Annotated in this window: 20 protein-coding genes; 11 read left to right on the top strand and 9 right to left on the bottom strand. The window is 47.4% G+C overall.

What is annotated here, in order from left to right; genetic code table 11:
- Positions 1–41 precede the first annotated feature (41 nt).
- Entirely contained in the window at positions 42–293 is a 252-nt protein-coding gene (rpoZ, locus tag IE104_RS18755; protein ID WP_189421403.1) for a DNA-directed RNA polymerase subunit omega, read from the top strand.
- A gap of 147 nt (positions 294–440) precedes the next feature.
- On the top strand, positions 441–2,552 hold the full coding sequence (gene spoT, locus IE104_RS18750; RefSeq protein ID WP_189421401.1) for a bifunctional GTP diphosphokinase/guanosine-3',5'-bis pyrophosphate 3'-pyrophosphohydrolase: 2,112 nt from the start codon (positions 441–443) through the stop codon (positions 2,550–2,552).
- Positions 2,553–2,637: 85 nt separating this feature from the next.
- On the opposite strand, the gene bdpA is transcribed toward spoT, so the two are convergent.
- Entirely contained in the window at positions 2,638–4,137 is a 1,500-nt protein-coding gene (bdpA, locus tag IE104_RS18745) for a BAR domain-like protein A BdpA (RefSeq protein WP_189421399.1), read from the bottom strand.
- Positions 4,138–4,442: 305 nt separating this feature from the next.
- Between bdpA and ridA the strand changes: the two genes are divergently transcribed.
- From ridA to IE104_RS18730, 3 genes are all read left to right on the top strand, one after another.
- Entirely contained in the window at positions 4,443–4,826 is a 384-nt protein-coding gene (gene ridA, locus IE104_RS18740) for a deaminase RidA (RefSeq protein ID WP_189421397.1), read from the top strand.
- Positions 4,827–4,904: 78 nt separating this feature from the next.
- Positions 4,905–6,902, top strand: a complete 1,998-nt coding sequence (locus IE104_RS18735; RefSeq protein ID WP_189421395.1) for an alpha/beta hydrolase family protein — start codon at positions 4,905–4,907, stop codon at positions 6,900–6,902.
- Between the two features lie 143 nt (positions 6,903–7,045).
- Complete coding sequence (locus IE104_RS18730) at positions 7,046–7,567, top strand: PEP-CTERM sorting domain-containing protein (protein WP_189421393.1); 522 nt, start codon at positions 7,046–7,048, stop codon at positions 7,565–7,567.
- A gap of 88 nt (positions 7,568–7,655) precedes the next feature.
- On the opposite strand, the gene lpdA is transcribed toward IE104_RS18730, so the two are convergent.
- The gene (gene lpdA, locus IE104_RS18725) at positions 7,656–9,065 is read right to left on the bottom strand and encodes a dihydrolipoyl dehydrogenase (RefSeq protein ID WP_189421391.1); all 1,410 of its coding nucleotides are present in this window, start codon (positions 9,063–9,065) and stop codon (positions 7,656–7,658) included.
- Positions 9,066–9,198: 133 nt separating this feature from the next.
- Between lpdA and IE104_RS18720 the strand changes: the two genes are divergently transcribed.
- Positions 9,199–9,747, top strand: a complete 549-nt coding sequence (locus tag IE104_RS18720) for a TetR/AcrR family transcriptional regulator (RefSeq protein ID WP_189421389.1) — start codon at positions 9,199–9,201, stop codon at positions 9,745–9,747.
- Here IE104_RS18720 and IE104_RS18715 read toward each other — a convergent pair.
- The 4 genes from IE104_RS18715 to def all read right to left on the bottom strand — a co-directional run bounded on the left by IE104_RS18715 (position 9,737) and on the right by def (position 13,204).
- Positions 9,737–10,150 carry a GFA family protein gene (locus IE104_RS18715; RefSeq protein WP_189421387.1) on the bottom strand — a complete coding sequence of 138 codons (414 nt, stop codon included), beginning with the start codon at positions 10,148–10,150 and terminating at the stop codon, positions 9,737–9,739. The two genes, IE104_RS18720 and IE104_RS18715, sit on opposite strands and share 11 nt — an antisense overlap.
- 68 nt (positions 10,151–10,218) lie before the next feature.
- Positions 10,219–11,511 (bottom strand): 16S rRNA (cytosine(967)-C(5))-methyltransferase RsmB, encoded by a 1,293-nt coding sequence (gene rsmB / locus IE104_RS18710; RefSeq protein ID WP_229838166.1) that lies wholly within the window; start codon positions 11,509–11,511, stop codon positions 10,219–10,221.
- Positions 11,508–12,479, bottom strand: a complete 972-nt coding sequence (gene fmt, locus IE104_RS18705) for a methionyl-tRNA formyltransferase (protein WP_189421385.1) — start codon at positions 12,477–12,479, stop codon at positions 11,508–11,510. Before fmt ends, rsmB begins: the two co-directional genes overlap by 4 nt.
- Positions 12,480–12,694: 215 nt before the next feature.
- Positions 12,695–13,204 (bottom strand): peptide deformylase, encoded by a 510-nt coding sequence (def, locus tag IE104_RS18700; protein WP_189421383.1) that lies wholly within the window; start codon positions 13,202–13,204, stop codon positions 12,695–12,697.
- A 154-nt stretch (positions 13,205–13,358) separates the two neighbouring features.
- On the opposite strand from def, the gene IE104_RS18695 reads away from it, so the two are divergent.
- Complete coding sequence (locus IE104_RS18695; protein ID WP_189421381.1) at positions 13,359–14,417, top strand: LysM peptidoglycan-binding domain-containing protein; 1,059 nt, start codon at positions 13,359–13,361, stop codon at positions 14,415–14,417.
- Between the two features lie 51 nt (positions 14,418–14,468).
- Positions 14,469–15,617 (top strand): DNA-processing protein DprA, encoded by a 1,149-nt coding sequence (gene dprA, locus IE104_RS18690; protein ID WP_189421379.1) that lies wholly within the window; start codon positions 14,469–14,471, stop codon positions 15,615–15,617.
- A 97-nt stretch (positions 15,618–15,714) separates the two neighbouring features.
- Here the strand turns inward: dprA and IE104_RS18685 are convergent, their stop codons facing one another.
- The gene (locus IE104_RS18685) at positions 15,715–16,122 is read right to left on the bottom strand and encodes a Dabb family protein (RefSeq protein ID WP_189421370.1); all 408 of its coding nucleotides are present in this window, start codon (positions 16,120–16,122) and stop codon (positions 15,715–15,717) included.
- 235 nt (positions 16,123–16,357) lie between these two features.
- Between IE104_RS18685 and tsaC the strand changes: the two genes are divergently transcribed.
- From tsaC to aroE, 3 genes are all read left to right on the top strand, one after another.
- Positions 16,358–16,927, top strand: coding sequence for an L-threonylcarbamoyladenylate synthase type 1 TsaC (tsaC, locus tag IE104_RS18680; RefSeq protein ID WP_189421369.1), 570 nt, complete (start codon positions 16,358–16,360; stop codon positions 16,925–16,927).
- Between the two features lie 99 nt (positions 16,928–17,026).
- On the top strand, positions 17,027–17,941 hold the full coding sequence (gene hemF, locus IE104_RS18675) for an oxygen-dependent coproporphyrinogen oxidase (RefSeq protein WP_189421363.1): 915 nt from the start codon (positions 17,027–17,029) through the stop codon (positions 17,939–17,941).
- 90 nt (positions 17,942–18,031) lie between these two features.
- Positions 18,032–18,862, top strand: coding sequence for a shikimate dehydrogenase (gene aroE / locus IE104_RS18670; RefSeq protein WP_189421362.1), 831 nt, complete (start codon positions 18,032–18,034; stop codon positions 18,860–18,862).
- A gap of 55 nt (positions 18,863–18,917) precedes the next feature.
- Here the strand turns inward: aroE and xdp1 are convergent, their stop codons facing one another.
- Positions 18,918–19,745, bottom strand: a complete 828-nt coding sequence (gene xdp1 / locus IE104_RS18665; RefSeq protein ID WP_189421361.1) for an exosortase-dependent surface protein XDP1 — start codon at positions 19,743–19,745, stop codon at positions 18,918–18,920.
- A 274-nt stretch (positions 19,746–20,019) separates the two neighbouring features.
- On the bottom strand, positions 20,020–21,300 hold the full coding sequence (locus IE104_RS18660) for a cation:proton antiporter (protein WP_189421360.1): 1,281 nt from the start codon (positions 21,298–21,300) through the stop codon (positions 20,020–20,022).

Genomic DNA, 21,300 nt, shown 5'->3' with positions numbered 1-21,300 from the left:
TTTAAGGCGGCATTCGCCGCGTTTTTGCTGAGTACTAAGTTATGGCACGTATTACTGTTGAAGATTGTTTGAACCACGTTGATAACCGCTTTGAGTTGGTTATGGTTAGCAGCCGTCGCGCACGTCAATTGGCGATTGGTGGTAAAGAGCCGCACGTAGCGCCAGAGAACGATAAACCAACCGTTATCGCCCTGCGTGAAATCGAAGAAGGCTTTATCGATTCAAGCATTCTTTTGGAAAAAGAAACTCTGCCACAACCAAAACCAGAGCGCGTATACGACAACGAGATTTAATTTCGTCGCGAGCTGTGTTAAAAACCCGCTAAGTCTCAGATTCAGCGGGTTTTTTGTTGCCTAAAATTCACCTCTTGTTCAGTGTTTGGCGTTACACTTCGGGTAACTGTTAGATTAATGTTATAAATTTTCTGTTCGGAGCACGCATTGCAAACCATAGAAGCCTTAAGCCATCGGCTTTCGTCTTATCTGGAAGCGCCCCAAATTAATTTGGTGAGGCGTGCCTATTACTATGCCGAGCAAGCCCACGATGGTCAAAAGCGCCGCAGTGGCGAAGCCTACATCACCCACCCCCTCGCCGTAGCCGATATTCTTGCCACCATGCACATGGATCACCAAAGCCTGATGGCGGCCATGTTGCACGATGTAATTGAAGACACTGGCATCAGCAAAAAAGCCATAGCCGCACAATTCGGCGATTCGGTGGCAGATTTGGTGGATGGTGTGAGTAAACTCACCCAAATTGAATTTGAATCCCACGCCGAAAAACAGGCCGAGAACTTCCAGAAAATGGCCCTGGCAATGGCCAACGATTTGCGCGTGATTCTGGTAAAACTTGCCGACCGCTTGCATAACATGCGCACACTCGGTGCCATGCCACCCGAAAAAAAACGCCGCATTGCAAAAGAAACTTTGGAAATTTACGCACCCATCGCTCATCGTTTAGGAATGAACGATTTGCGTTTGGAATTGGAAGATCGCGGCTTCTATACCATGTACCCTTTGCGTGCCACGCGTTTGCAGGCAGCACTAAAAAGTGCGCGCGGCAATCGGAAAGAATTGGTCGAGCAAATTCAAACGGCATTGGAAAAACGTTTAACCAGCGAAAATTTAACGGCGATTGTGATTGGCCGTGAAAAACATTTGTTCAGCATCTACGAAAAGATGCGCACCAAGAAAAAATTCTTTAAAGAAATTATGGATGTTTACGCCTTCCGCATTATTGTGGACAGCGTGGACACGTGCTACCGAGCACTCGGCGTAGTGCACAATTTATATAAACCGGTTGCGGGCGAATTTAAAGATTACATCGCCATTCCAAAAGCCAACGGCTACCAATCTTTGCATACAGTTTTGGTTGGGATGCACGGTGTTCCGATTGAAGTGCAAATTCGCACCAAAGAAATGGATGAAATGGCGAACAGTGGAATCGCCGCGCACTTTCTTTATAAATCTAATAGCAGCGATACAGTGAACATCAGTCACAACCGTGCGCGCCAATGGGTGCAAGGTTTGCTGGAAATGCAGCGCCGTGCCGGCGACTCGCTCGAATTCATTGAAAACGTAAAAATCGATCTCTTCCCCGATGAAGTTTACGTGTTCACGCCCAAAGGAAAAATTGTTGAATTGCCCACGGGCGCAACCGCGGTAGATTTTGCTTACGCTGTGCATACTGATGTTGGCAATGCCTGTGTTGCTTGCCGAATTAATGGGCGCCTTGCGCCACTTTCGCAGCCTTTATCGAGCGGTCAAAAAGTTACCATCATGACTGCACAAGGTGCGCAACCAAATCCAAACTGGTTGAATTTTGCAGTATCTGGAAAAGCACGTAGTGCGATTCGTCATTTCTTGAAAAACCAACGCCATCATCAATCTATTGCACTGGGCCGCCGTTTATTGAGCAAAGCGTTTAGTGATTTGCAAATGAATTACGAACAGCTTAGCGACGAGCAACAACAAAAATTATTGCTCGATACCAAAATGGAATCGCTCGATGCATTGCTGGAAGATATTGGCTTAGGTAATCGCATTGCGATGACAGTTGCGAAATTGTTGAAACCAGAAACGGATATAAAAGTTCGCACCAGCACCAACGCACCCATCACCATCGATTCCGCCGAGGGCATGATGATTAGCTTTGCGCGCTGCTGCCGCCCCATTCCCGGTGACCCAATTGTGGGCCACATTAGTTCAGGAAAAGGTTTGGTTATTCACCAGGATACGTGCCGCAATATTGCAGATTTACGTAGCAGCCCGGAAAAAATTAGCCAGGTTAATTGGGCTGCAAATGTAAGCGGTGAATTTTTGGTGGATGTGCGTGTTGAAGTGAAAAGCGAACGTGGCATTATCGCCACTATCGCCAACCGTATTAACGAAGAAGCGGGCAGTATTGAACATATCAATGTACAAGAGCGCGATGCACACAACAGCGTGATTAATCTCTGCATCGGTGTACAAAACCGCGTTCACCTCGCCAATATTTTACGGCGCATACGTTTGATGAGTTTTGTGATTAGGATTCATCGTAGTAAGAATTAATTTAACTTGTTGCCGACGACTCACTATTTAGCGAAGAATAAAAAAGGCTTGCATCTCTGCAGGCCTTTTTATTTTTGCTCGACAATTACAAATAAGCTTTCTTAAAGGCTTCTTTCGATTGTTGAATATAGTTGCGTGTTTTTGTCGCATGCATTTCCCAAGCTTTGCGGTCATCTGCATTGCTGAAAGGGTTTTGGTCGGGCGCAATCGATTTATCAAATTTGTCGTAGAAGGTAATCATCGCGGACGTAATCTGATTGAAACGCTCTTTGTATTCCTGTAGCTCATCAATATTGCTATTAGCGCGCAACATAAACTGCACCAACTGCGCATTTGAGCTTGAACGTGTTTGTACGGCCTCCGCTTGTTTTGCAAAACCTTCGTTGATGGCTTTTAACGCGGTCGCACGGATTTGGTCATCTTTACTCATCACACGGTTAAAGTTTTCTGATTGTTTATCCTGGCCGCCGTACACCAAATAATCTTTCAAATGTTTGCTTAAGTCTTTGCGGAATCTATCGACTTCCGTTTGTATGTCGACAAGATCCTTATCCAGGCCGTTGGCCTTGGCTAATTCTTTTTCAATCTCGCCTAAAAATTTCTCAGCAGTTTGATAAGTATTTAAACCATTTTTTTCGGCAAACTTTTGCGCTTCTTTGCTAACGCCTGCATTCTCGTAAGATGATTTTTCAAATGTGGTTGCAACGATGGATTTGAAAGGTTCTGCAAAGGCATTAAATGCGCCGGCAGTTACAACATTCAAAGATGCTGTTGCAATGTCACCAAAGGGGCGAATCAAAGAATCCAAACGAGTTTTTTGAATGGGTGAAGAAACTTTCTTCACATCGTCAATAACATGTTTGAAGGTAGCATAACCCAAAGGGTTGGCCATTTTGCTGCGCTCAGATGTCGCGAGTACTAACGAAATAGTGGAATAAATACCGTTTGAGTATTCAATGTATTGACGTTGGATTTCAATTTGCGACGTATAAGTTTCGCCAAGTTTTTTTAAGGCTTCGGTTTGCACTTGATAGCTTTGGTCATCGCGCAATTTGCCCATGACTTCATCAAACACCAGTTGCTGATTTTTTTGCAGCGCAGTGCTTAATAAAATGCGGTCGACAGAAATGTCATCAATATTCGTTGTGCCGCCAACGGATTCTATATCCAGACGAATATATTTTTTGCCCGGGTCATCAACAGACACACGCTTGGCATGATATTCGGTGTCGTTGTTGTTGCCTTCCAAGGTACCTACTTGCACCCAGCCGGAATCATTGCTGAGCGAAGTATTTACTAGCACTTTGATTTTGTAATTGGTAACAGGGGCGGAAGTACGCAGCCAAACTTCCATAGTACCTGCTTCTGCCACCATGGATTTGGTACGAATGGACGCTTCGTTCTCAACTTTAATGGACTTATCGCCCGAGTGTGCATGGGCCGTTTCGAGTTCGGCGCCATATACCAAGGCCCATTTGGAATCGTCATCAAAATCACTGGAGAAGACTCCGGATTTGTCTTCGGCAAATGCTGATGCGCAAAGTGAAAATAACAGTGGAAAAGCTAAAGCTTTAGCGTAAGTCATGATGATCCTGTAGTAATCAAAAACACACACGTAAAAGAATGGTGGCAGCCTGACTATAGAGAGGTTTCAATGAACGCAATCTGAATTTCGCGGTGGCCGCGGGTGGCATAATAGCGGGATTGGCAGGCCATTTCAGCGTTTTTAGGGTGCTACAGGCATTATTCAAGGGCCGAGCCTGTGAAACGGCCCCACCGGCTGGCCTTGATGGTTGAGCTTCTTTATACTCGGCTGCTTTCGATTTAAGGTTTCGTCAGGTTTAGGTTTAACCGGCGATTTACCGCTCTATCAGCGATTTAAGGATCACCATGACTAATAAAGCTATCATCCACAGTGACAACGCCCCAGCCGCCATAGGTACTTATTCTCAAGCCGTTAAAGTGAATAACACGGTGTACTTGTCTGGCCAAATCCCACTAGACCCGGTCACTATGCAATTAGTGGAAGGCGATTTTGCAGCTCAGGCTCATCAAGTGTTTAAAAATTTGCGTGCTGTTTGCGTGGCTGCCGATGGCGATCTGAAAGATATTGTTAAATTAAATATTTATCTCACGGATTTGGCGAATTTCCCCATAGTTAACGAAGTCATGAGCCAATACTTTTCTGCTCCTTTCCCCGCTCGTGCCGCCATCGGTATTAACCAATTGCCACGAGCTTCTTTGATTGAGGCTGATGGTGTGATGGTGATTTAAATCTGAATGTTGTAGTAAGTTTAAAAAGCGCTCGGCTGGAGTGCTCTTAATAATAAATATATTTGCAAGGAGTTAAGGATGTATAAATCCCTGAAAATGCTGGCTGTTGTGGCTGGCAGTTTGTTCTCATTGTGCGTTAATGCACTGCCCGTTGAATCGTTTGCCAGTTTGCCGGATGTCTCGCAAATGGGGCTTTCCCCTAGCGGTGAAAAGATTTCTTCCATTGTTCGCGTCGATGTAGAAAATACCAAAGGTACAGCTGTTCAGGTTACCGATTTAAAATCGGGCCAGAAAAAGTTGGTGCTGTTTACCGATAATAAAAAATACGATATTTATTGGGTGTCCTGGAAAGATGAAAAAACACTTTTAGTGGGCACGGTATTCCCCAGCAAAATTGATACTTGGGTGGGCAGTTCGCGTGTAAATGCAAAGACCCGCGAATCCCGCTTGATGATTATTGATTTGGAAAAAGATCAAATACTCACACCATTATCGAATAATTTTTTAAAACGCTACAAAGTAATACCCGTGGCTCAAGATCTGGTTGTAGATACCTTACCTGAAGAACCGGACAGTATTTTATTGGCGTTACCGACTAACCAAACTCTCGCCATGGGCAGTAATTCCTATGCAGGAGTTTATAAAGTCAACTTCCGCGAGCAAACAGCTCGTGTATACCAAGGTTCTGAAGATCATGTTTTTGGGTGGTGGACGGATAGGCAACACCGCGTTCGTGCCGGTATGTACATTGGTGATGATGGTACCCAGAAAGTTGTCATAAAAAATACGACGGATGAAAAATGGCAACAAGTGTGGTCCCATAAAGATTTTTCTGCGGAAGAAGTAACGCCTTTAGGATTTGGCCTTGATCCCAATATTCTTTATATTCGTGCCTACCACGAAAAACGTCTCGCTATTTTCAAAGTAAATCTTACCGATAAAAACCTGGCACGCGAGCTAGTGTTTGCAGATCCTGTTTATGACGTTAATGGCAGATTGGTTTATTCACCGGTAACCAAAGATGTAATCGGCATTACCTATTCGGCGAATGGTGGCTTCTCCTTTTTTGATCCCGAATTGAAAAAATTGCAAGCCAGTATTGATAAGGCTATGCCTAATAGTAGAAATTATATCTATGCATTTTCACAAGATATGCAAACGTTTTTGATGTCTTCAAACAGCGATACAGATGCGGGTACTTTTTACGTGGGGCATCGTAATCCTATCCGATTAAATGCAGTTGCCTATCGTTATAAACAGTTGGATTCAGCGGCAATGGCATCCAGCAAACGCTATGACTACAAGGCGCGCGACGGTTTAAATATCGAAGCCTATTTAACCTTGCCAAAAAATTCTCCCGGTAAAAAACTGGCAACTATTATTTTTCCGCACGGTGGACCCATTGCGCGCGATGACGATGATTTCGATTATTGGGTGCAATATTTTGCCGACAAAGGTTATGCCGTTTTAAAAATGAATTTCCGCGGTTCAGCCGGACAAGGCTTGGAATTCCGTAACGCCGGTTTAAAAAACTGGGGCATGGAAATGCAGGATGATATTGAAGACGGTGCACGCAAATTAATTGCAGACGGTATTGCTGATGAAAAATCACTCTGCATTATAGGTGCAAGCTATGGAGGTTATGCAGCGCTTATGGGTGTGGTTAAAACACCAGATTTTTATAAATGCGCAGTGAGTGTAGCTGGCGTAAGTAACGTGTATGAATTGGTAAAAGACAGTCGCGCATTTTGGAGTTCATACAATGTTGTCGATGAGCAAATCGGCAACGACAATAAGCATTTGAAAGAAATATCACCCGTTAACTTTGCCGATAAAATCAAAGTGCCAGTGTTATTGGTACACGGCGACGACGACCGCCAAGTACCCGTAAAACACAGCACCCAAATGCGCGATGCTTTGGCCAAAGCTGGAAAAAATGTAACTTATCTTGAATTGCCAGATGAAGATCATTATTTGTCAAATAATGAAAATCGTATCGCGACATTCAAAGCAATCGATCAGTTTTTGGATAAATATATGCCCATATCTAAATCAAATTTGCCAGCGCCAAAATAGTGGGAAGTTTATGAAAAGGAAGAGTACTCATTTCTCAATTTTTAAAAATATAGCTGGTTGAAATTTAGACATGCGGTAATATGTCCTCCTGTAGCCATCAGGTTGCACAGGGTTTTAATAAAAATTATCAATATGGAACATTTATGAAATATCTAAATTTATTTCGTTTTGGTTTGGCTGCAGCATGTCTTTTATTTGCAGGTGCGTCGCAAGCTGCAATTTATAAGATTGATTTTTCTGCTAAAGGCTTCACTGCTGTTACTAATGGCACTACGCCACCACAAGATCCTATATCCGGATACATTACCTTCCAGGCTGACACTTTCGGTGCAAATATAGATGCGATTACCGACGTATCTTTGCTTATTGATGGTCACAATTACCAAGCTAATGAAATTAATGGCGAGCCTATAGGTGACGGATACCTTTTTGGTGGATTGCTTAATAAAACGAATACTATTATGTGGGGCAGCAATGATTTCTGGGTGCATGCCTTTACTACGATTGGCGGCAACTTTTTTTATGCTTCTGCTTCTGAATTTGATGCCTGGTCTACTAATGACTATAGCTATACGTACTCAAAAGTGCCTGAGCCGAGCTCGCTCGCTTTGTTATTTGGAGGTCTTTTGCTTGTGTGCCTGAGACGTGCCAAACAATGGAAATAAATAGCTAGCCGTCAGATTGATTATTAGTTGTTCGTTAATAAAAAAAGCCGATAAGTCATTTCACTTATCGGCTTTTTAGTTTTTAGAGTTATCGTTTCACCGCAGCTGGATTCGGTAAATCCGTAATCGTTCCACCCGCGAGTTCTGCCGCAAGCCCAACAGTTTCATGCAGCGTTGGATGCGCGTGAATTGTGAGAGCTACGTCTTCTACGCTTGCATTAAATTCCAGCGCGAGTGTGAGTTCACCTAATAATTCTCCTGCGTGGATTCCCACAATACCTGCACCTAATAAACGGTCGGTAACCGGGTCGTAAATCAATTTGGTTTTGCCTTCGCTGCGGTCGGCGCTGAGTGCGCGGCCGCTGGCAGACCAGGGATAAACGGCTGTTTTGTAATTGATGCCGCGTTGCTGTGCTTCTTTTTCGGTTAGTCCGACCCAGGCAATTTCCGGGCTGGTGTAGGCGATGGACGGAATCGCTAGCGGCACAAATTCGTGTTTGTGCCCGGCGATAACTTCTGCAGCAGCGTGGCCTTCGTGACTGGCTTTGTGGGCGAGCATGGGTTGGCCGACTATGTCGCCAATCGCAAAAATATGCGGGACATTGGTTTGTAGGTATTTGTTTACAGCAATAAATCCGCGTTCGTCTACATTCACGCCTGCTTTTTCCGCAGCGATTTTCTTGCCGTTAGGTGTGCGCCCTACGGCGACCAAAACTGCATCAAAACTGCGCTCCTCAGTAGCGCTACTGAATTTCACACTTATCGCATCGGGTTTTGCTGTTACGGCTTCCACTTTGGTGGAAAGCAATAATTCGAATTTGTCTTTGTTGTAACGGGTGAAAACGCTTACCAAGTCTTTATCGGCCGCTGGGATGACCTGATCGGCAAATTCTACGACGGTTACTTTGCTGCCCAGCGCCTCGTACACGGTCGCCATTTCCAAACCGATAATACCGCCGCCAATGACCAGCAAACGGGCAGGCACAGACTTCAATTCCAACGCGCCCGTTGAATCGAAGATGCGAGGGTCTTCAGGGATAAAAGGTAATTTTACGCTGGATGAACCCGCCGCAATAATCGCGTGTTCAAATTGAATTAGAGTAGTTTCATTGCCGTTGACGACTTGGATATGGCGGTCATCGGTAAAGCTACCGTAACCGTGGACGATTTGCACTTTACGCCCCTTCGCCATGCCCGAAACGCCACCAGTTAATTTACCCACAACGGAGTCTTTGTAGGCGCGAACCTTATCCAGTTCGTAAGTTGCGGGGCCAAAGCTCACTCCCAAATGTTCGGCGTGTTTGGATTCGTTGATCACTTCTGCCACATGCAATAAGGCTTTGGAGGGAATGCAGCCTACGTTCAAACACACACCACCAAGCGTAGAATATTGCTCAATCATGATCACATCCAAACCTAAATCCGCTGCTCGAAATGCCGCTGAATAACCACCAGGGCCGCTGCCTAAAACCACGACTTGTGTTGTTAAACTATTCACTACGATCCACTCCTGAATTTGCCTACCTAGTGATAGGTAAGTTAAGGCCGATTTTTGCTTTCGTCAAGCCTATCTACCACTAGATAGGTGTATTGGGATATTATGCTGACAAAAATCATCAAGTCTTAAAGCTATGGCCACCACCACCCGCGACAAAATTATCGAACTGGCACAGGAGGCGATTGCAAGCCGTGGCTACTCGGCCTTTAGCTTTCGCGAGTTAGCGGCTGAGTTGGGTATTAAAAGTGCGAGTATTCATTATCATTTCCCGACTAAAACTCATTTGGGGGTGGAGGTCGCGCGCGCCTATCGCCTGCGTCTAGAAGGAGCCTTAACCCAGATTGCAGAGCATTATCTTGATCCGCATAAGGCCCTGGATGCCATGATTGCCCTTTTTCGCCAAGAGGCCGCGACCAGCCAGCGGATGACGGTCTGTACCATGCTGGCGGCGGAGATTAAAAACCTGCCGGAAGAAATTCAGCGGGAAATGAAAACCTTTTACGCGTTAAATATTGGCTGGATTGAAGCTCAGTTGGAGTGCTTGGATATGGCAAAAACGCCGGAAAAAGCCCGGCAGATTTTTGCGCTTTTACAGGGCGGTTTGATTGGCGCCAAGAGCCAGAACGACCCCGGTTATTTCGATATGGCTACGGCGGCCATAGCGCAGTTACTCAAAGAATAAGGCTTTCCTGATATTGCGTTGCGCCCTCGGGAATCACAATTTCATCAAGCTTACTTTTTACCCACACATGGCAGTGGGGGAGAAATTCAAAGTCACCCAAAATTCGCTCCTGCATTACACCAATAATTCCGGGAAAGCCTTCGGAGTGATCAAACATAACAGTGTCGCACTGCACACAGTAGTCGCGCGCTGTTGCCTTGCCTGAATCAGCAACGAATTTATGCTGGCTCAGTTCCCCTGAAATATCGGCATATTTACGTTTGAAAAAAACCAAACCCACAAATGGCTGCCCGGCTGCAGTTTGGCAGTCTTTGCAGTGGCAAACGAATTGAATCAGGGGTTGGCTGTTGGCTGTAAATTTAACAGCGCCACATTGGCAGCGGGCGGTAATGGTTTCGTTCATATCCTTCCCCTTATCTGATTCGTATCGAACTATCGTTGAACCTTGTGCCGTGATGATCTAGGTTCTGATTAGAGTTTGCGCAGGCGTGCATAATAGAAACCATCATGTCCCGCTGCTGACGGAAGCAATTGGCGGCCGCAGGTTTGGCTTATGCCCCATTCAGCATCCAAAATATCGCATTCAGCTTGCGGTTGGCGTTTCAAAAAGGCTTCCACAACCTGGGTATTTTCTTTGGGCATGACCGAGCAGGTGGCATACACCAGAATTCCGCCAGGCTTTAAGAGCGACCAAAGGTTGTTGAGTAATTTGATTTGTAATTCGCCGAGCTTGTCGAGTTCTTCCGGGGTGCGTAGCACTTTGATATCCGGGTGGCGGCGAATAATTCCCGTTGCCGAACAGGGAGCATCCAGCAGGATGCGGTCGAATAATTCGCCATCCCACCAATCTTTAGTTGTCCCATCGCCGCATATTATGTTTGCTTCAGCCCCGAGGCGGGCGAGGTTTTCACGCACGCGACCAAGGCGGCGTTCGTCGACATCCAATGCGGTAACTTGCGAGTTGGGTTCCAACTCCAGAATGTGGCCAGTTTTACCTCCTGGTGCGCAACAAGCATCTAATATCCGCAAGTTTGGCGATAATTGCAGCAGATCGGCACTCAATTGCGCCGCTTCATCTTGTACGCTAACCCAGCCTTCGCTGAAAAATGGCAATTTGCGCGGATCGCAGGCGTTTTCCAGCGTGATCCCGTAGGGGCTAAATGTAGTTGGGTTGGCTGCGATATCCGCGTCCTGGAGCAGGGCTAGATATTTATCGCGGCTGATTTTTTGGGTGTTGATTCGCAGTGTAAAAGGCGGATGGCTATTGTTGGTAGCGATAATTTCTTCGAGCTGGTTCGGCCAATTTTTGCGTAGAGAAGCTTCCATCCATGCGGGATGATTGGTCTGAAATGCGTAGTTTTGCGCGAGTAGCTTGTCTAGTTTGCCTTTGTCGCGCTGGAATTTACGCAGCACCCCATTTACCAGGCTGGTCGCCCAAGGCTTTTTCAAAAACCGGGTGACTTCTACCGTTTCGCCTAATGCGGCGTGGTCGGGGATGCGCGTGTGTAGCAGCTGATAAAGACCGAGCAGCAAGAGCGCCTGAATGTCGCTGTCCTTGGCGCGCAAGGGCTTATCGACCAGACATTCAATGTAGGCGCTTAGTTGCGGCTGATAGCGGCAAGTACCGAAACACAATTCTTGCAGCAGTGGGCGGTCTTGCTCGGCAACTTGATGCTGGATTGCGGGCAACAAGCTGGACAGAGAGCCTTGTCCTTGAAGAATCTTCGCTAATACCTGCGCGGCGGCGGCGCGAACGCTGATCAAGTTGGAATCTCCAGTTTATCGCCCCGTTTAAATAGATCGGGATGACCGAGAAGAATTTCTGTAACGCCCATTGGCTTTTTCCCCGGCAGTTGTAGCTTTTCCAATATTAGCTGGCCGCTTTGGCATGCCACTGAAAGGCCGTAGGTTGTTATTCCTATAATCGTTCCAGGCGGCTCGTCGGTTGGTTTGTCCATGGCTTTTGCCGCCCAAACCCGAATGCGAGCATCATCACCGGAGCCCGCTGGTTTGGTGTGGGCGACTGGAAATGGGTTAAACGCCCGTACTTTCCGTTCGAGTTCAACGGCAGGTAGCTTCCAGTTTAGCGCCGCTTCTTCTTTGCTAAGTTTTGGGGCGTAATTACTGAGCGCATCATCCTGTTTGATAGGCTTGGTTTGGCCAGATTGGATTTGATCCAAGGCTTCCAGCAACGCAGGAGTGCCGATATTCAGGAGTCGATCATGCAGAATACCGCCGGTATCTGTCGCCAAAATCGGGCAAAACGCTTTTATCAGCATATCACCGGTATCGAGGCCAACATCCATTTGCATAATGGTAACGCCAGTTTCGGTATCGCCTGCTTCAATGGCCCGTTGGATGGGAGCTGCGCCGCGCCAGCGTGGAAGAATCGAGGCATGGACGTTAATACAACCCAAGCGCGGAGTGTCCAACACGACTTTGGGCAGGATTAACCCATAGGCAACCACGACCATCAAATCTGCATTTAGGGCAGCCAGCTCGGCTTTTGCCTCGTCACTTTTAAAGTTGAGTGGCTGGTATACGGGAATGTTGTGTTCCAGCGCGACTTCTTTTACCGGGCTTGCCGTGAGCTTTTTACCGCGACCGGCGGGGCGATCTGGTTGGGAATAGACAGCAATGACCTTGTGGCGGCTGCCGATCAGGGCTTTTAGGTGCTCGGCGGCAAATTCGGGTGTACCGGCGAAGATGATATTTAGTGGGGTGTCTGTCATGGATTCTTAAGCAATAAAAGTGATTCTATGGGGAGTCGTCATCCTCGCGTAGTGGGACTAAGCACAAAGTGCTTGAACAGCCGCAGGCTGACCCGAAGGGCGAGCGTAGCGAGTAATCCAGCGGTCCGCTACGCGAGGATGACGATTCCCTTCTTAATTGGTTGAACGCTATAGGGCATACTTCAAAGCATTAGCTAACCAAAACAAAAAGGCGCTTAGCGCGCCTCTTCTTTGTGTTTTTTCTCGAGCTTTTTCTTAATACGGCCGCGTTTGAACGGGGAAATATAATCCACAAATAACTTACCGTTCAGGTGATCCAACTCGTGTTGAATGCACACCGCTAATAAACCATCAGGTTTGATCGTAAAGGATTTGCCATCGCGATCCAATGCAGTAACGCTAATGTGCTCGGGGCGCTCTACGGTTTCGTAAAAGCCGGGTACGGAGAGGCAACCTTCATCGTACTCGTGCATATCGCTATCCAGAACCGTGACTTCGGGATTTATAAATACTAATGGCTGGGATTTATCCTCACTCACGTCTATAACTACTATGCGTTCATGCACATTGATTTGCGAAGCGGCCAAGCCAACACCGGGAGCGTCGTACATGGTTTCAAACATGTCGTCGATCAACTTGCGCACGCGGTCGTCTACCTGGGTAACGGGCTTGGCTATAGTGCGTAAGCGGGGATCGGGGAATTCGAGTATTTCTAATATCGCCATAGTCTTGTGACAAACTTCTAGTAAAAAGATAATAAGCGCTGCTAACATGATGATCGTACAGGAATTACTCTGTATTCTGGAAGCAGCGTGTCGGATTAATAAGCTATTATAACGTCTATCTGTCCCATGGCCGAATAAAACAGGATCGGTTTCTATGAAAAAAATATTTATTGGCCTTATAGCCGCTGCCTTTTTGAGCTTGAATGTATGGGCGCAAGATGCCCTGCTCAAAACCGGACATCCGGATGAATACACCGTAAAAAGAGGCGATACCCTTTGGGATATCTCCAGCACCTTCCTGAATTCCCCTTGGAAATGGCCAGAAATCTGGCATGCCAACCCCCAAATTGAAAACCCCCATTTGATTTACCCTGGCGATTTAATCAAGTTGATTTATATCGACGGCGAAGCGCGTTTGACCTCTGAGCGCACGCTCAAGTTGGTTCCCGGTGCTGGTGGCAGCGGTATTAACGCCACTGAAAAATTGAGCCCTCAAATACGTGTCGTACAAAACGAAGCGGCGATTACTGCAATTCCACTGGATCGCATCGATAGCTTCCTGTCGCGCAGCCGCATAATTGATAGTGAGAAAACTTTAGACAAGGCTCCTTATATTCTCGCCGGTCCACAAAAACGCATAGTATCTGGTGCGGGCGACGAAGCTTATGCGCGTGGGGATTTTAAAGATTTAACCAACTTTGGTGTTTTCCGCAAAGGCGAGTTTTTCTACGACCCCAAAACTCGTGAAGTCTTGGGCATGCATGCACTTGGTGTGGGTTCGGTAAGTATTAAATCTATTAAGGGTGATGTGGCCACTGTTAACGTTGTTCGCGCGAACGAAGAAATTCGTATTGGCGATAAACTTTTGCCAAGCGAAGACCGCTCAACCAGTTCAACCTTTTTCCCAAGCGGCCCCGATAGTGAAATTACCGGTACAATTATTGGTGTTGAAGGCGGTGTTCAGCAGGTGGGTAAATATAACGTTGTTATGATTAACCGCGGTGACCGTGAAGGCATTAAGCCTGGCAACGTGTTAGCTATTTATAAAAAAGGTGAAGTTGTGGCGGATCGTGTGACTGGCGGCATGGTGTCTTTGCCGGATGAGCGCGCTGGTCTGTTGATGGTCTTCCGTACCTTTAAGAAAATGAGCTTCGCTTTGGTATTGGAAGCCGATCGCCCCTTGACGGTTGGCGATTCACTGCAAAATCCATAAAATTAGTTGGCGGCGGTGCACGAAGCACCGCCAGCTTCTCAAGGAAGAATCATGCAAGATCCTCGCTTTTACTCCCTCGTTTTACATCGCTTACCTCATGTGGGTGCGGCAAGCTTCCAACGGCTTATCAAGCATTTTGGTTCTCCAGAAGCCGCTTTAAGTGCGCCAATCAATCGTTTGCAATCCTTGCTGGATGAAGAGTCTTTATCGGCTGTGCGGGAATTCCAATCCCATGCCGATAACTCAGCTGTTGGCCAAAAAGCGCTGCTCGATTTGGAATGGCTGGATCTGCAGCCCGACGTACACTTGGTATCGATTAGTGATGCCTCCTATCCAGAGTTATTAAGCCAGATTCCCAAGGTGCCGCCATTGCTATTTGTGCGTGGTGATATTCATTTGCTCAGCCTTCCACAAATTGCCATTGTCGGTAGCCGTAATCCCAGCGCGGGCGGGGGTGAAAATGCCCAGCGTTTTGCGGAGTTCCTCGCGGCCAATGGTTTTGTAATTACCAGCGGCTTGGCCTTGGGGGTGGATGCAGCTGCCCATCAGGGAGCCTTAGCCGGCGGTGGGAAGACCATAGCGGTAATGGGTACTGGTTTGGATCTGATTTACCCGTCACGCCACCGCAGATTGGCACAAGAGATTGTGGAGACAGGTGGTGCATTGGTAAGCGAGTTACCCTTGGGCAGCGGTTCCAAAGCCGCCAATTTTCCCCAGCGCAACCGTATTATCAGCGGCCTGAGTTGGGGTGTTTTGGTGGTAGAAGCAGCAGTCCAAAGCGGTTCGCTCATTACCGCTCAAGCCGCCTTGCAACAAAATCGTGAGGTATTTGCGATTCCGGGTTCTATTCACAATCCTTTGGCGAGGGGCTGCCATCAACTGATTCGCCAGGGCGCAACTTTGGTGGAAACAGGCCAGGATATTGTTGATCAGCTGCAGGGTATGCTCGGTTATCAATTGGAAAACTTGCACAAATTGAAACAAAAGGCGGCTAAAAAAACCGAATTGGACGAAAAGTCGCTCGATTTGTTATCACCGGCGGAGCAACAAATTATCCGCGCTATGGGCTATGACCCGGTCAATATCGATGATTTGGTGGAGCGTACCGGCATTGCGGTGGGTTCAATTGCGGGCCAGTTAATTGGCTTGGAGATCAAGGGGTTCGTGCAACAAATAGGTGCTGGTTATCAGCGGGTATGAGTGATTTATATCTAGCACGCTTATAACCCCGCTCCGGAACGCCGCAGCGGGGTTTTCTAACGCGATTTTTTACAAGTAGTAAAAATCCAGCGAGCCCTTAATCCACTTTCATCGCGTCATACACCACCACTTTGCTCCACAAATGTTGATGTTCATCGACAAACTTTTTATGCAGCGGATGCACTTGATAGGCATCCTGACCCGCTACATCATCAAAACCTAGCAATTCAGATACATGGTAAGAGTTATCGACCACATCGCGTTTTTCCGTCGATGCCGGAACACCCACATGGATGCTGCGTACAGTTTCAATAGCTGCAAGGGATTTAACACCGGCAATTAATTTGGCGCGGTCGGCGGCGGAGTTGGGGTTCTTGAGCCAGAAAAAAACATGGTGCAAGAGTTTAGGCGCGGTGTTGGGAGCCGCAGCCAAAGTGCCTGCTGATGCAAGTGCGGCACCGGTAACAGCACCGGCGGTAAGGAATTTACGGCGAGTAGTAGTCATTATTGCTCCGGGTATTAATAGTTAGGATTTTGAAAATTACGCTGATTCACAGTAAGCACAACCATTTTTACGCAATATTACCCAAGTATTTGTATGGTTTGCTTTGAGCCTTAAAGATATTGAGTTTGAATTTCGTAAACGCCGGACGCTGAATCTTGGCGAAAGCCGTGTTCCCAGGTTCCCTTGCGGCCCTTATTTCGGTAGATTGCCAACATCTACTTTTAAGGCGCTTTTTATGATGAATTGGTCGTTAAATCCCCGTGTTCAATATGCGGCTAAACAAATGTGGCAGGGCGGCGTTGTCGCCTATCCGACGGAAGCGGTTTGGGGTTTGGGTTGTAACCCTTTCAATGAAGACGCGGTTATGGCGTTATTGGACATGAAACAGCGTCCTGTTAATAAAGGTTTAATCCTGTTGGCGGCAGATATCAGCCAGTTCGAACCTTTTATCTATCATTTGAACGATATTCAGCGGCAACGTATCAAAAAAACCTGGCCCGGTCCCGTGACTTGGCTGGTACCTAATAACGGTATTGCGCCCAAGTGGATAACTGGCGATTACACTGGCGTTGCCCTGCGTGTGACGGATCACCCGGTGGCTGCCGGCCTTAGCCGCGCTTTCGGAGCACCTATAGTATCTACTTCTTGCAATACCCAGGGTCGCCCTCCTGCGCGTACAGGTTTTGATGTTCACCGATACTTTGGCGATGAGCTGGATGCAATTACCTCGGGTGCCGTTGGTAAGCGCGCAAATCCTTCCGAAATTCGCGATCTGATGACCGGCGAAGTAGTACGCGCTGGTTAATTACAGGCTGGATGATATACATCAAATTCCGGGCTTAGCGCTTTCTAGTCGTGCCCAGTAGAATGGCGTTCAGAATCCGCCTCAGAGTTAAAACTTCCTATGAATAATGCCCCTGATAAATCAGCCGTTAAAGCCTATCTATTAGATTTACAAGACCGCATCTGCAACGCACTTGCTGCGGAGGACGGTGGAGCTGGTTTTGTGGAGGATTCCTGGGTTCGCGCTGAGGGTGGCGGTGGTCGCACACGGGTTTTGGCAAACGGAACTGTGATCGAAAAAGGTGGTGTTAACTTCTCTCATGTTCACGGCACGCAAATGCCCGCATCCGCCACGGCCCATCGCCCTGAATTGGCTGGCCGCGCGTTCGAGGCCATGGGCGTTTCGCTGGTAATCCATCCGAATAACCCTTATGTGCCTACCAGCCACGCTAACGTGCGGTTCTTTATCGCCGAAAAAGAAGGTGCTGAGCCGGTGTGGTGGTTTGGTGGCGGCTATGATTTAACTCCCTATTACGGCAGCGAAGCTGATGTGGTGCATTGGCATCAAACCGCTAAAAACGCCTGCGATCCATTTGGCGAGGATGTTTACCCGCGCTACAAAAAATGGTGCGATGAATATTTTCACCTCAAGCATCGCAATGAGGCGCGCGGTGTGGGCGGCTTGTTTTTTGATGATCTCAATGAGCAAGGGTTTGATAAGAGCTTTGCTTTTTTGCGCGCTGTAGGTGATAGCTATGTTCCCGCCTACCAGCCAATTCTTGCTGCCCGGAAAAATACACCTTTTGGCGAGCGTGAACGCCAATTCCAACTCTATCGTCGCGGTCGTTATGTAGAATTTAACCTGGTGTACGACCGGGGCACTTTGTTCGGTTTGCAGACCGGTGGCCGCACAGAATCCATTCTTATGTCCCTTCCCCCTTTAGTCCGCTGGGAATATGACTATAATCCCCAACCCGGCAGCGCTGAGGCCGAACTTTACGAAAAATTTTTGCCGCAGCGCGACTGGTTGAAATAAATTCCCGATAAAAGCAGCATGCTTATTGGCTAATCCTGTCATCCCTTAAAAGGGGTGACTGCTTGTGCTGCATCGATATTTTGGATTCCTATGACCGATCAATACGCTGTATTTGGCAACCCCATCAACCACAGCAAATCCCCCGCTATTCATCGCCAGTTTGCCGAGCAAACGGGGCAGGATTTGCATTATGCGAAACAGCTGGTGGCTGAGGATGAATTTGTAAAAACCGTCCAGGCATTTTTTGCGCAGGGCGGCAAAGGTTTGAATGTCACCATTCCTTTTAAAGTGGAAGCATTTGGTTTTGCGCAGGAGTTAACGCCACGCGCGCAGCGAGCCGGTGCGGTTAATGTTCTGGCGCTACAAACCGATGGCAAAATCCTGGGCGATAACACCGACGGCATAGGTATGGTGCACGACATGCACAACCTTGACTGGGAGATTCAAGGTAAGCGTGTGTTGATTTTGGGCGCTGGCGGAGCGGTGCGCGGAATTTTACAGCCGCTGTTAGCGGAGCACCCAATCCAGGTAGTGATTGCGAATCGTACCCTCTCCAAAGCCGAAGAACTGGTTGCAGAATTTCATGATTTGGGCGATGTGAAAGCGAGCAGTTTCGAGCAGCTGGCAGGCGAAAAATTCGATTTGATTATTAACGGTACATCAACAAGCTTGAGCGGAGACCTACCGCCCCTACCTGCGGATTTGTTAAACCCCAATGCTTATTGCTATGACTTGATGTACGGTGCCGAGCCAACCGTGTTTTTGAAATGGGCATTGGAAAATGGCGCGGCAAAAATCGCCGATGGTTTGGGCATGCTGGTTGGTCAGGCAGCAGAAGCTTTTTATCTGTGGCGACATATTCGCCCGGAGGTCGTACCGGTTATCACAGCGCTGCGACGACAACTGAGCGAAAAAAAGTAAACATAAAAAAGGGCGCTTTGATAATTCAAAGCGCCCTTTTTACTAACCGGATTGATTAGATTTTGCGGCGACGTACAGCCACCAGGCTCAATAAACCAAGACCTAACAATACCAATGCACTTGGCTCAGGTACTTTTACCACTTTGGTCACTTTAATGCCTTGCAGCTTAAAATAATCGGTATTGGTGTCTTTAGTGATGCTATCCAGTAAAGGATTGTAAGCACCAATTAACCAATATTGAGACGTAATGTTTAATGGGTTAACGGTTTTAGGGCTGCTACCTACATTGTAATAGTTGCCAGCTGATTGCCAGCCATTGCCTAACAGGCTTTCCCAGCTTTTGCCCGCAGGTGATAACTGGCCCGGAGTACCATTGAAGGCCAGGATAGAAACATCGCTATCGTTCGAAATCCAACCTAAGTCAATGCTGTTCAAGGTCACTAAGCTGCTGAAAGACAGCATTACCATATCGAAGTAACCGCCTTCGTTGTCCATTGCATGGTTTGGAGTGCTAGCCTTCTCAACGCCAATCCCATTACTTGAACCGAAATTGCCAACCAGCACTTGTTTAGCTTTGTTGTCTGGGGTTTTTGTGGTTTTAGTATTCCAGGCAATACAGGTCTTGGGCGTAGTTTTGGTTTTTGGTTTCCAGGTTTTACAAGTGTCGTTCACTACTGTTTCTGTTACACCATAAGTCCAACCGGTCAAATTTAAGCTTACTTCGGGCTTAACATAGTTATAACTCATTGCATAAGCAGAATCTGAGTCCACCCCCGTTCTTGAGGTTGGGCTGGTAAGGGTGATGCTAATAGGAGCAGCAAAGGTTTCGGCAGCAAACAGGCTGGCAATGACAACGAGAGCGAGGTTTTTTATGGATGGCATTTGGTTAATCCCGATATTAAATGGCATTGAAAACAACTGACTAAGAAGTGAGCAAAAGCTATACCAAGGCGCGTAATCCCTTGATTTTAGTGTGATGCTGGTCACAAAATTAGTGGGGCTGAAATATTTTTGTAAAGAAAATCGACATTTAGGTGCCGAGATGAAGATAGGCGTGACAGGATGGTCATAAATTGTGCCCATAAAAAAGCCGCCTTAAAGGCGGCTAAAGTTTTCTGGGGGTTGTCCAGAAGCTGTTCTTGGAACAGCGGGATTACTAGGCGTTTGCTGCACTGGGGTCTAGTGCATCCAGCTCACCTGTTTCGCGAGCCTTTTTGCCGTAAACATATTCAAACAGAGGTGATGCCATCAAGGTAGTGACAATTGCCATCAATACCAGCATAGAGAAGAGGCCAGTGCCAATTACGCCTTTTTGCAAGCCAATGTTGATGATGATCAATTCCATCAAGCCGCGTGAGTTCATCAAAGCGCCAATGCCCAGAGCGGTACGATTGTCCTGGCCGCACAAACGAGCTGCTGCGTAGCAAGCGCCGCCTTTAGCGATAATAGAGCCAGCCAATACTGCGAGCGCGATCAACACCAATTCAACGTTATTGATCATGGTCAAAGAGGTGTTGAGGCCAGAGAAGGTGAAGAAGGTTGGTAAAAGGATAACCACAGCGAATGGCTCGATTTGCTTTTTCAATTCTTCAACAAACTTGCCGCGTGGCATTACGGTACCGAGCAAGAAGCCACCGAATACAGCGTGCAAGCCAATACCATCCGCAACAAAGGCAGACAACATAAATGCCATCAAAGTAATGCCCAATACGTTGGGGGTGATTTTACCTTCGCGCTCAACGATACGACCCAATGGAGCGAACAGACGTGGGCCAAGTAGCAATACCACGCTGGCGAAAATCACGCCGCCAACAATGGTTGTGATGGCTAAAGAAGCACCGGCACCGAAGCTGGCTAATACGATGGCCAATACACACCAGGCACCAGCATCATCAATAGCGCCTGCTGAAAGCGACAAGGTGCCAAGCTTGGAGTTGGTTAAACCACGCTCGTGAATAATACGTGCCAACATGGGGAACGCAGTAATTGCAATCGCTGCACCCATAAATAAGGTGGCGTTGAACTGGGTAGCTTTATCAGAGAAAAGGCCTGGAATAGTCATCAACCAAGGTGTGATCATGATTGCTACAACGAATGGAGCAGCCATACCCGAAATAGACACAGCGGCGGCAGCGCCGGCGTTGGCTTTAAAGTGATCCTTGCGGAAGCCTAAGCCCACAATGAACATGTAAAGACCTACACCTACCTGGGCACATACGTAAAGTACGCTGATAGATTCTTTTGGGAAAAGGGCCTTTTGCCATTCCGGAGCGAGCAGGCCAAACAGGGTTGGGCCAAGCAGTACACCCGCAATCATCTCGCCGACGACTTGGGGTTGGTTAAGGAATTTTTTACCGAGCCAGCCAACTCCACGGCAGGTAGCCAGGATGACAAGCATCTGGAGGAAAAAATGGACTGAAAGTTGAGCATTTGTCAT

This window comes from Cellvibrio zantedeschiae (assembly GCF_014652535.1).
Classification (GTDB): Bacteria; Pseudomonadota; Gammaproteobacteria; order Pseudomonadales; family Cellvibrionaceae; genus Cellvibrio; species Cellvibrio zantedeschiae.
This window is presented reverse-complemented; position numbering and strand designations above follow the sequence as displayed.

Excerpts from the sequence above, each read along its gene's own strand:
- aroE (WP_189421362.1), top strand. The coding sequence starts at position 18,032 with ATGACCGATCAATACGCTGTATTTGGCAACCCCATCAACCACAGCAAA.
- hemF (WP_189421363.1), top strand. The coding sequence starts at position 17,027 with ATGAATAATGCCCCTGATAAATCAGCCGTTAAAGCCTATCTATTAGAT.
- IE104_RS18660 (WP_189421360.1), bottom strand. The coding sequence starts at position 21,300 with ATGACAAATGCTCAACTTTCAGTCCATTTTTTCCTCCAGATGCTTGTC.
- IE104_RS18720 (WP_189421389.1), top strand. The coding sequence starts at position 9,199 with ATGGCCACCACCACCCGCGACAAAATTATCGAACTGGCACAGGAGGCG.
- dprA (WP_189421379.1), top strand. The coding sequence starts at position 14,469 with ATGCAAGATCCTCGCTTTTACTCCCTCGTTTTACATCGCTTACCTCAT.
- ridA (WP_189421397.1), top strand. The coding sequence starts at position 4,443 with ATGACTAATAAAGCTATCATCCACAGTGACAACGCCCCAGCCGCCATA.
- IE104_RS18715 (WP_189421387.1), bottom strand. The coding sequence starts at position 10,150 with ATGAACGAAACCATTACCGCCCGCTGCCAATGTGGCGCTGTTAAATTT.
- IE104_RS18735 (WP_189421395.1), top strand. The coding sequence starts at position 4,905 with ATGTATAAATCCCTGAAAATGCTGGCTGTTGTGGCTGGCAGTTTGTTC.
- IE104_RS18695 (WP_189421381.1), top strand. The coding sequence starts at position 13,359 with ATGAAAAAAATATTTATTGGCCTTATAGCCGCTGCCTTTTTGAGCTTG.
- rpoZ (WP_189421403.1), top strand. The coding sequence starts at position 42 with ATGGCACGTATTACTGTTGAAGATTGTTTGAACCACGTTGATAACCGC.
- xdp1 (WP_189421361.1), bottom strand. The coding sequence starts at position 19,745 with ATGCCATCCATAAAAAACCTCGCTCTCGTTGTCATTGCCAGCCTGTTT.
- tsaC (WP_189421369.1), top strand. The coding sequence starts at position 16,358 with ATGATGAATTGGTCGTTAAATCCCCGTGTTCAATATGCGGCTAAACAA.
- fmt (WP_189421385.1), bottom strand. The coding sequence starts at position 12,479 with ATGACAGACACCCCACTAAATATCATCTTCGCCGGTACACCCGAATTT.
- def (WP_189421383.1), bottom strand. The coding sequence starts at position 13,204 with ATGGCGATATTAGAAATACTCGAATTCCCCGATCCCCGCTTACGCACT.
- IE104_RS18685 (WP_189421370.1), bottom strand. The coding sequence starts at position 16,122 with ATGACTACTACTCGCCGTAAATTCCTTACCGCCGGTGCTGTTACCGGT.
- IE104_RS18730 (WP_189421393.1), top strand. The coding sequence starts at position 7,046 with ATGAAATATCTAAATTTATTTCGTTTTGGTTTGGCTGCAGCATGTCTT.
- bdpA (WP_189421399.1), bottom strand. The coding sequence starts at position 4,137 with ATGACTTACGCTAAAGCTTTAGCTTTTCCACTGTTATTTTCACTTTGC.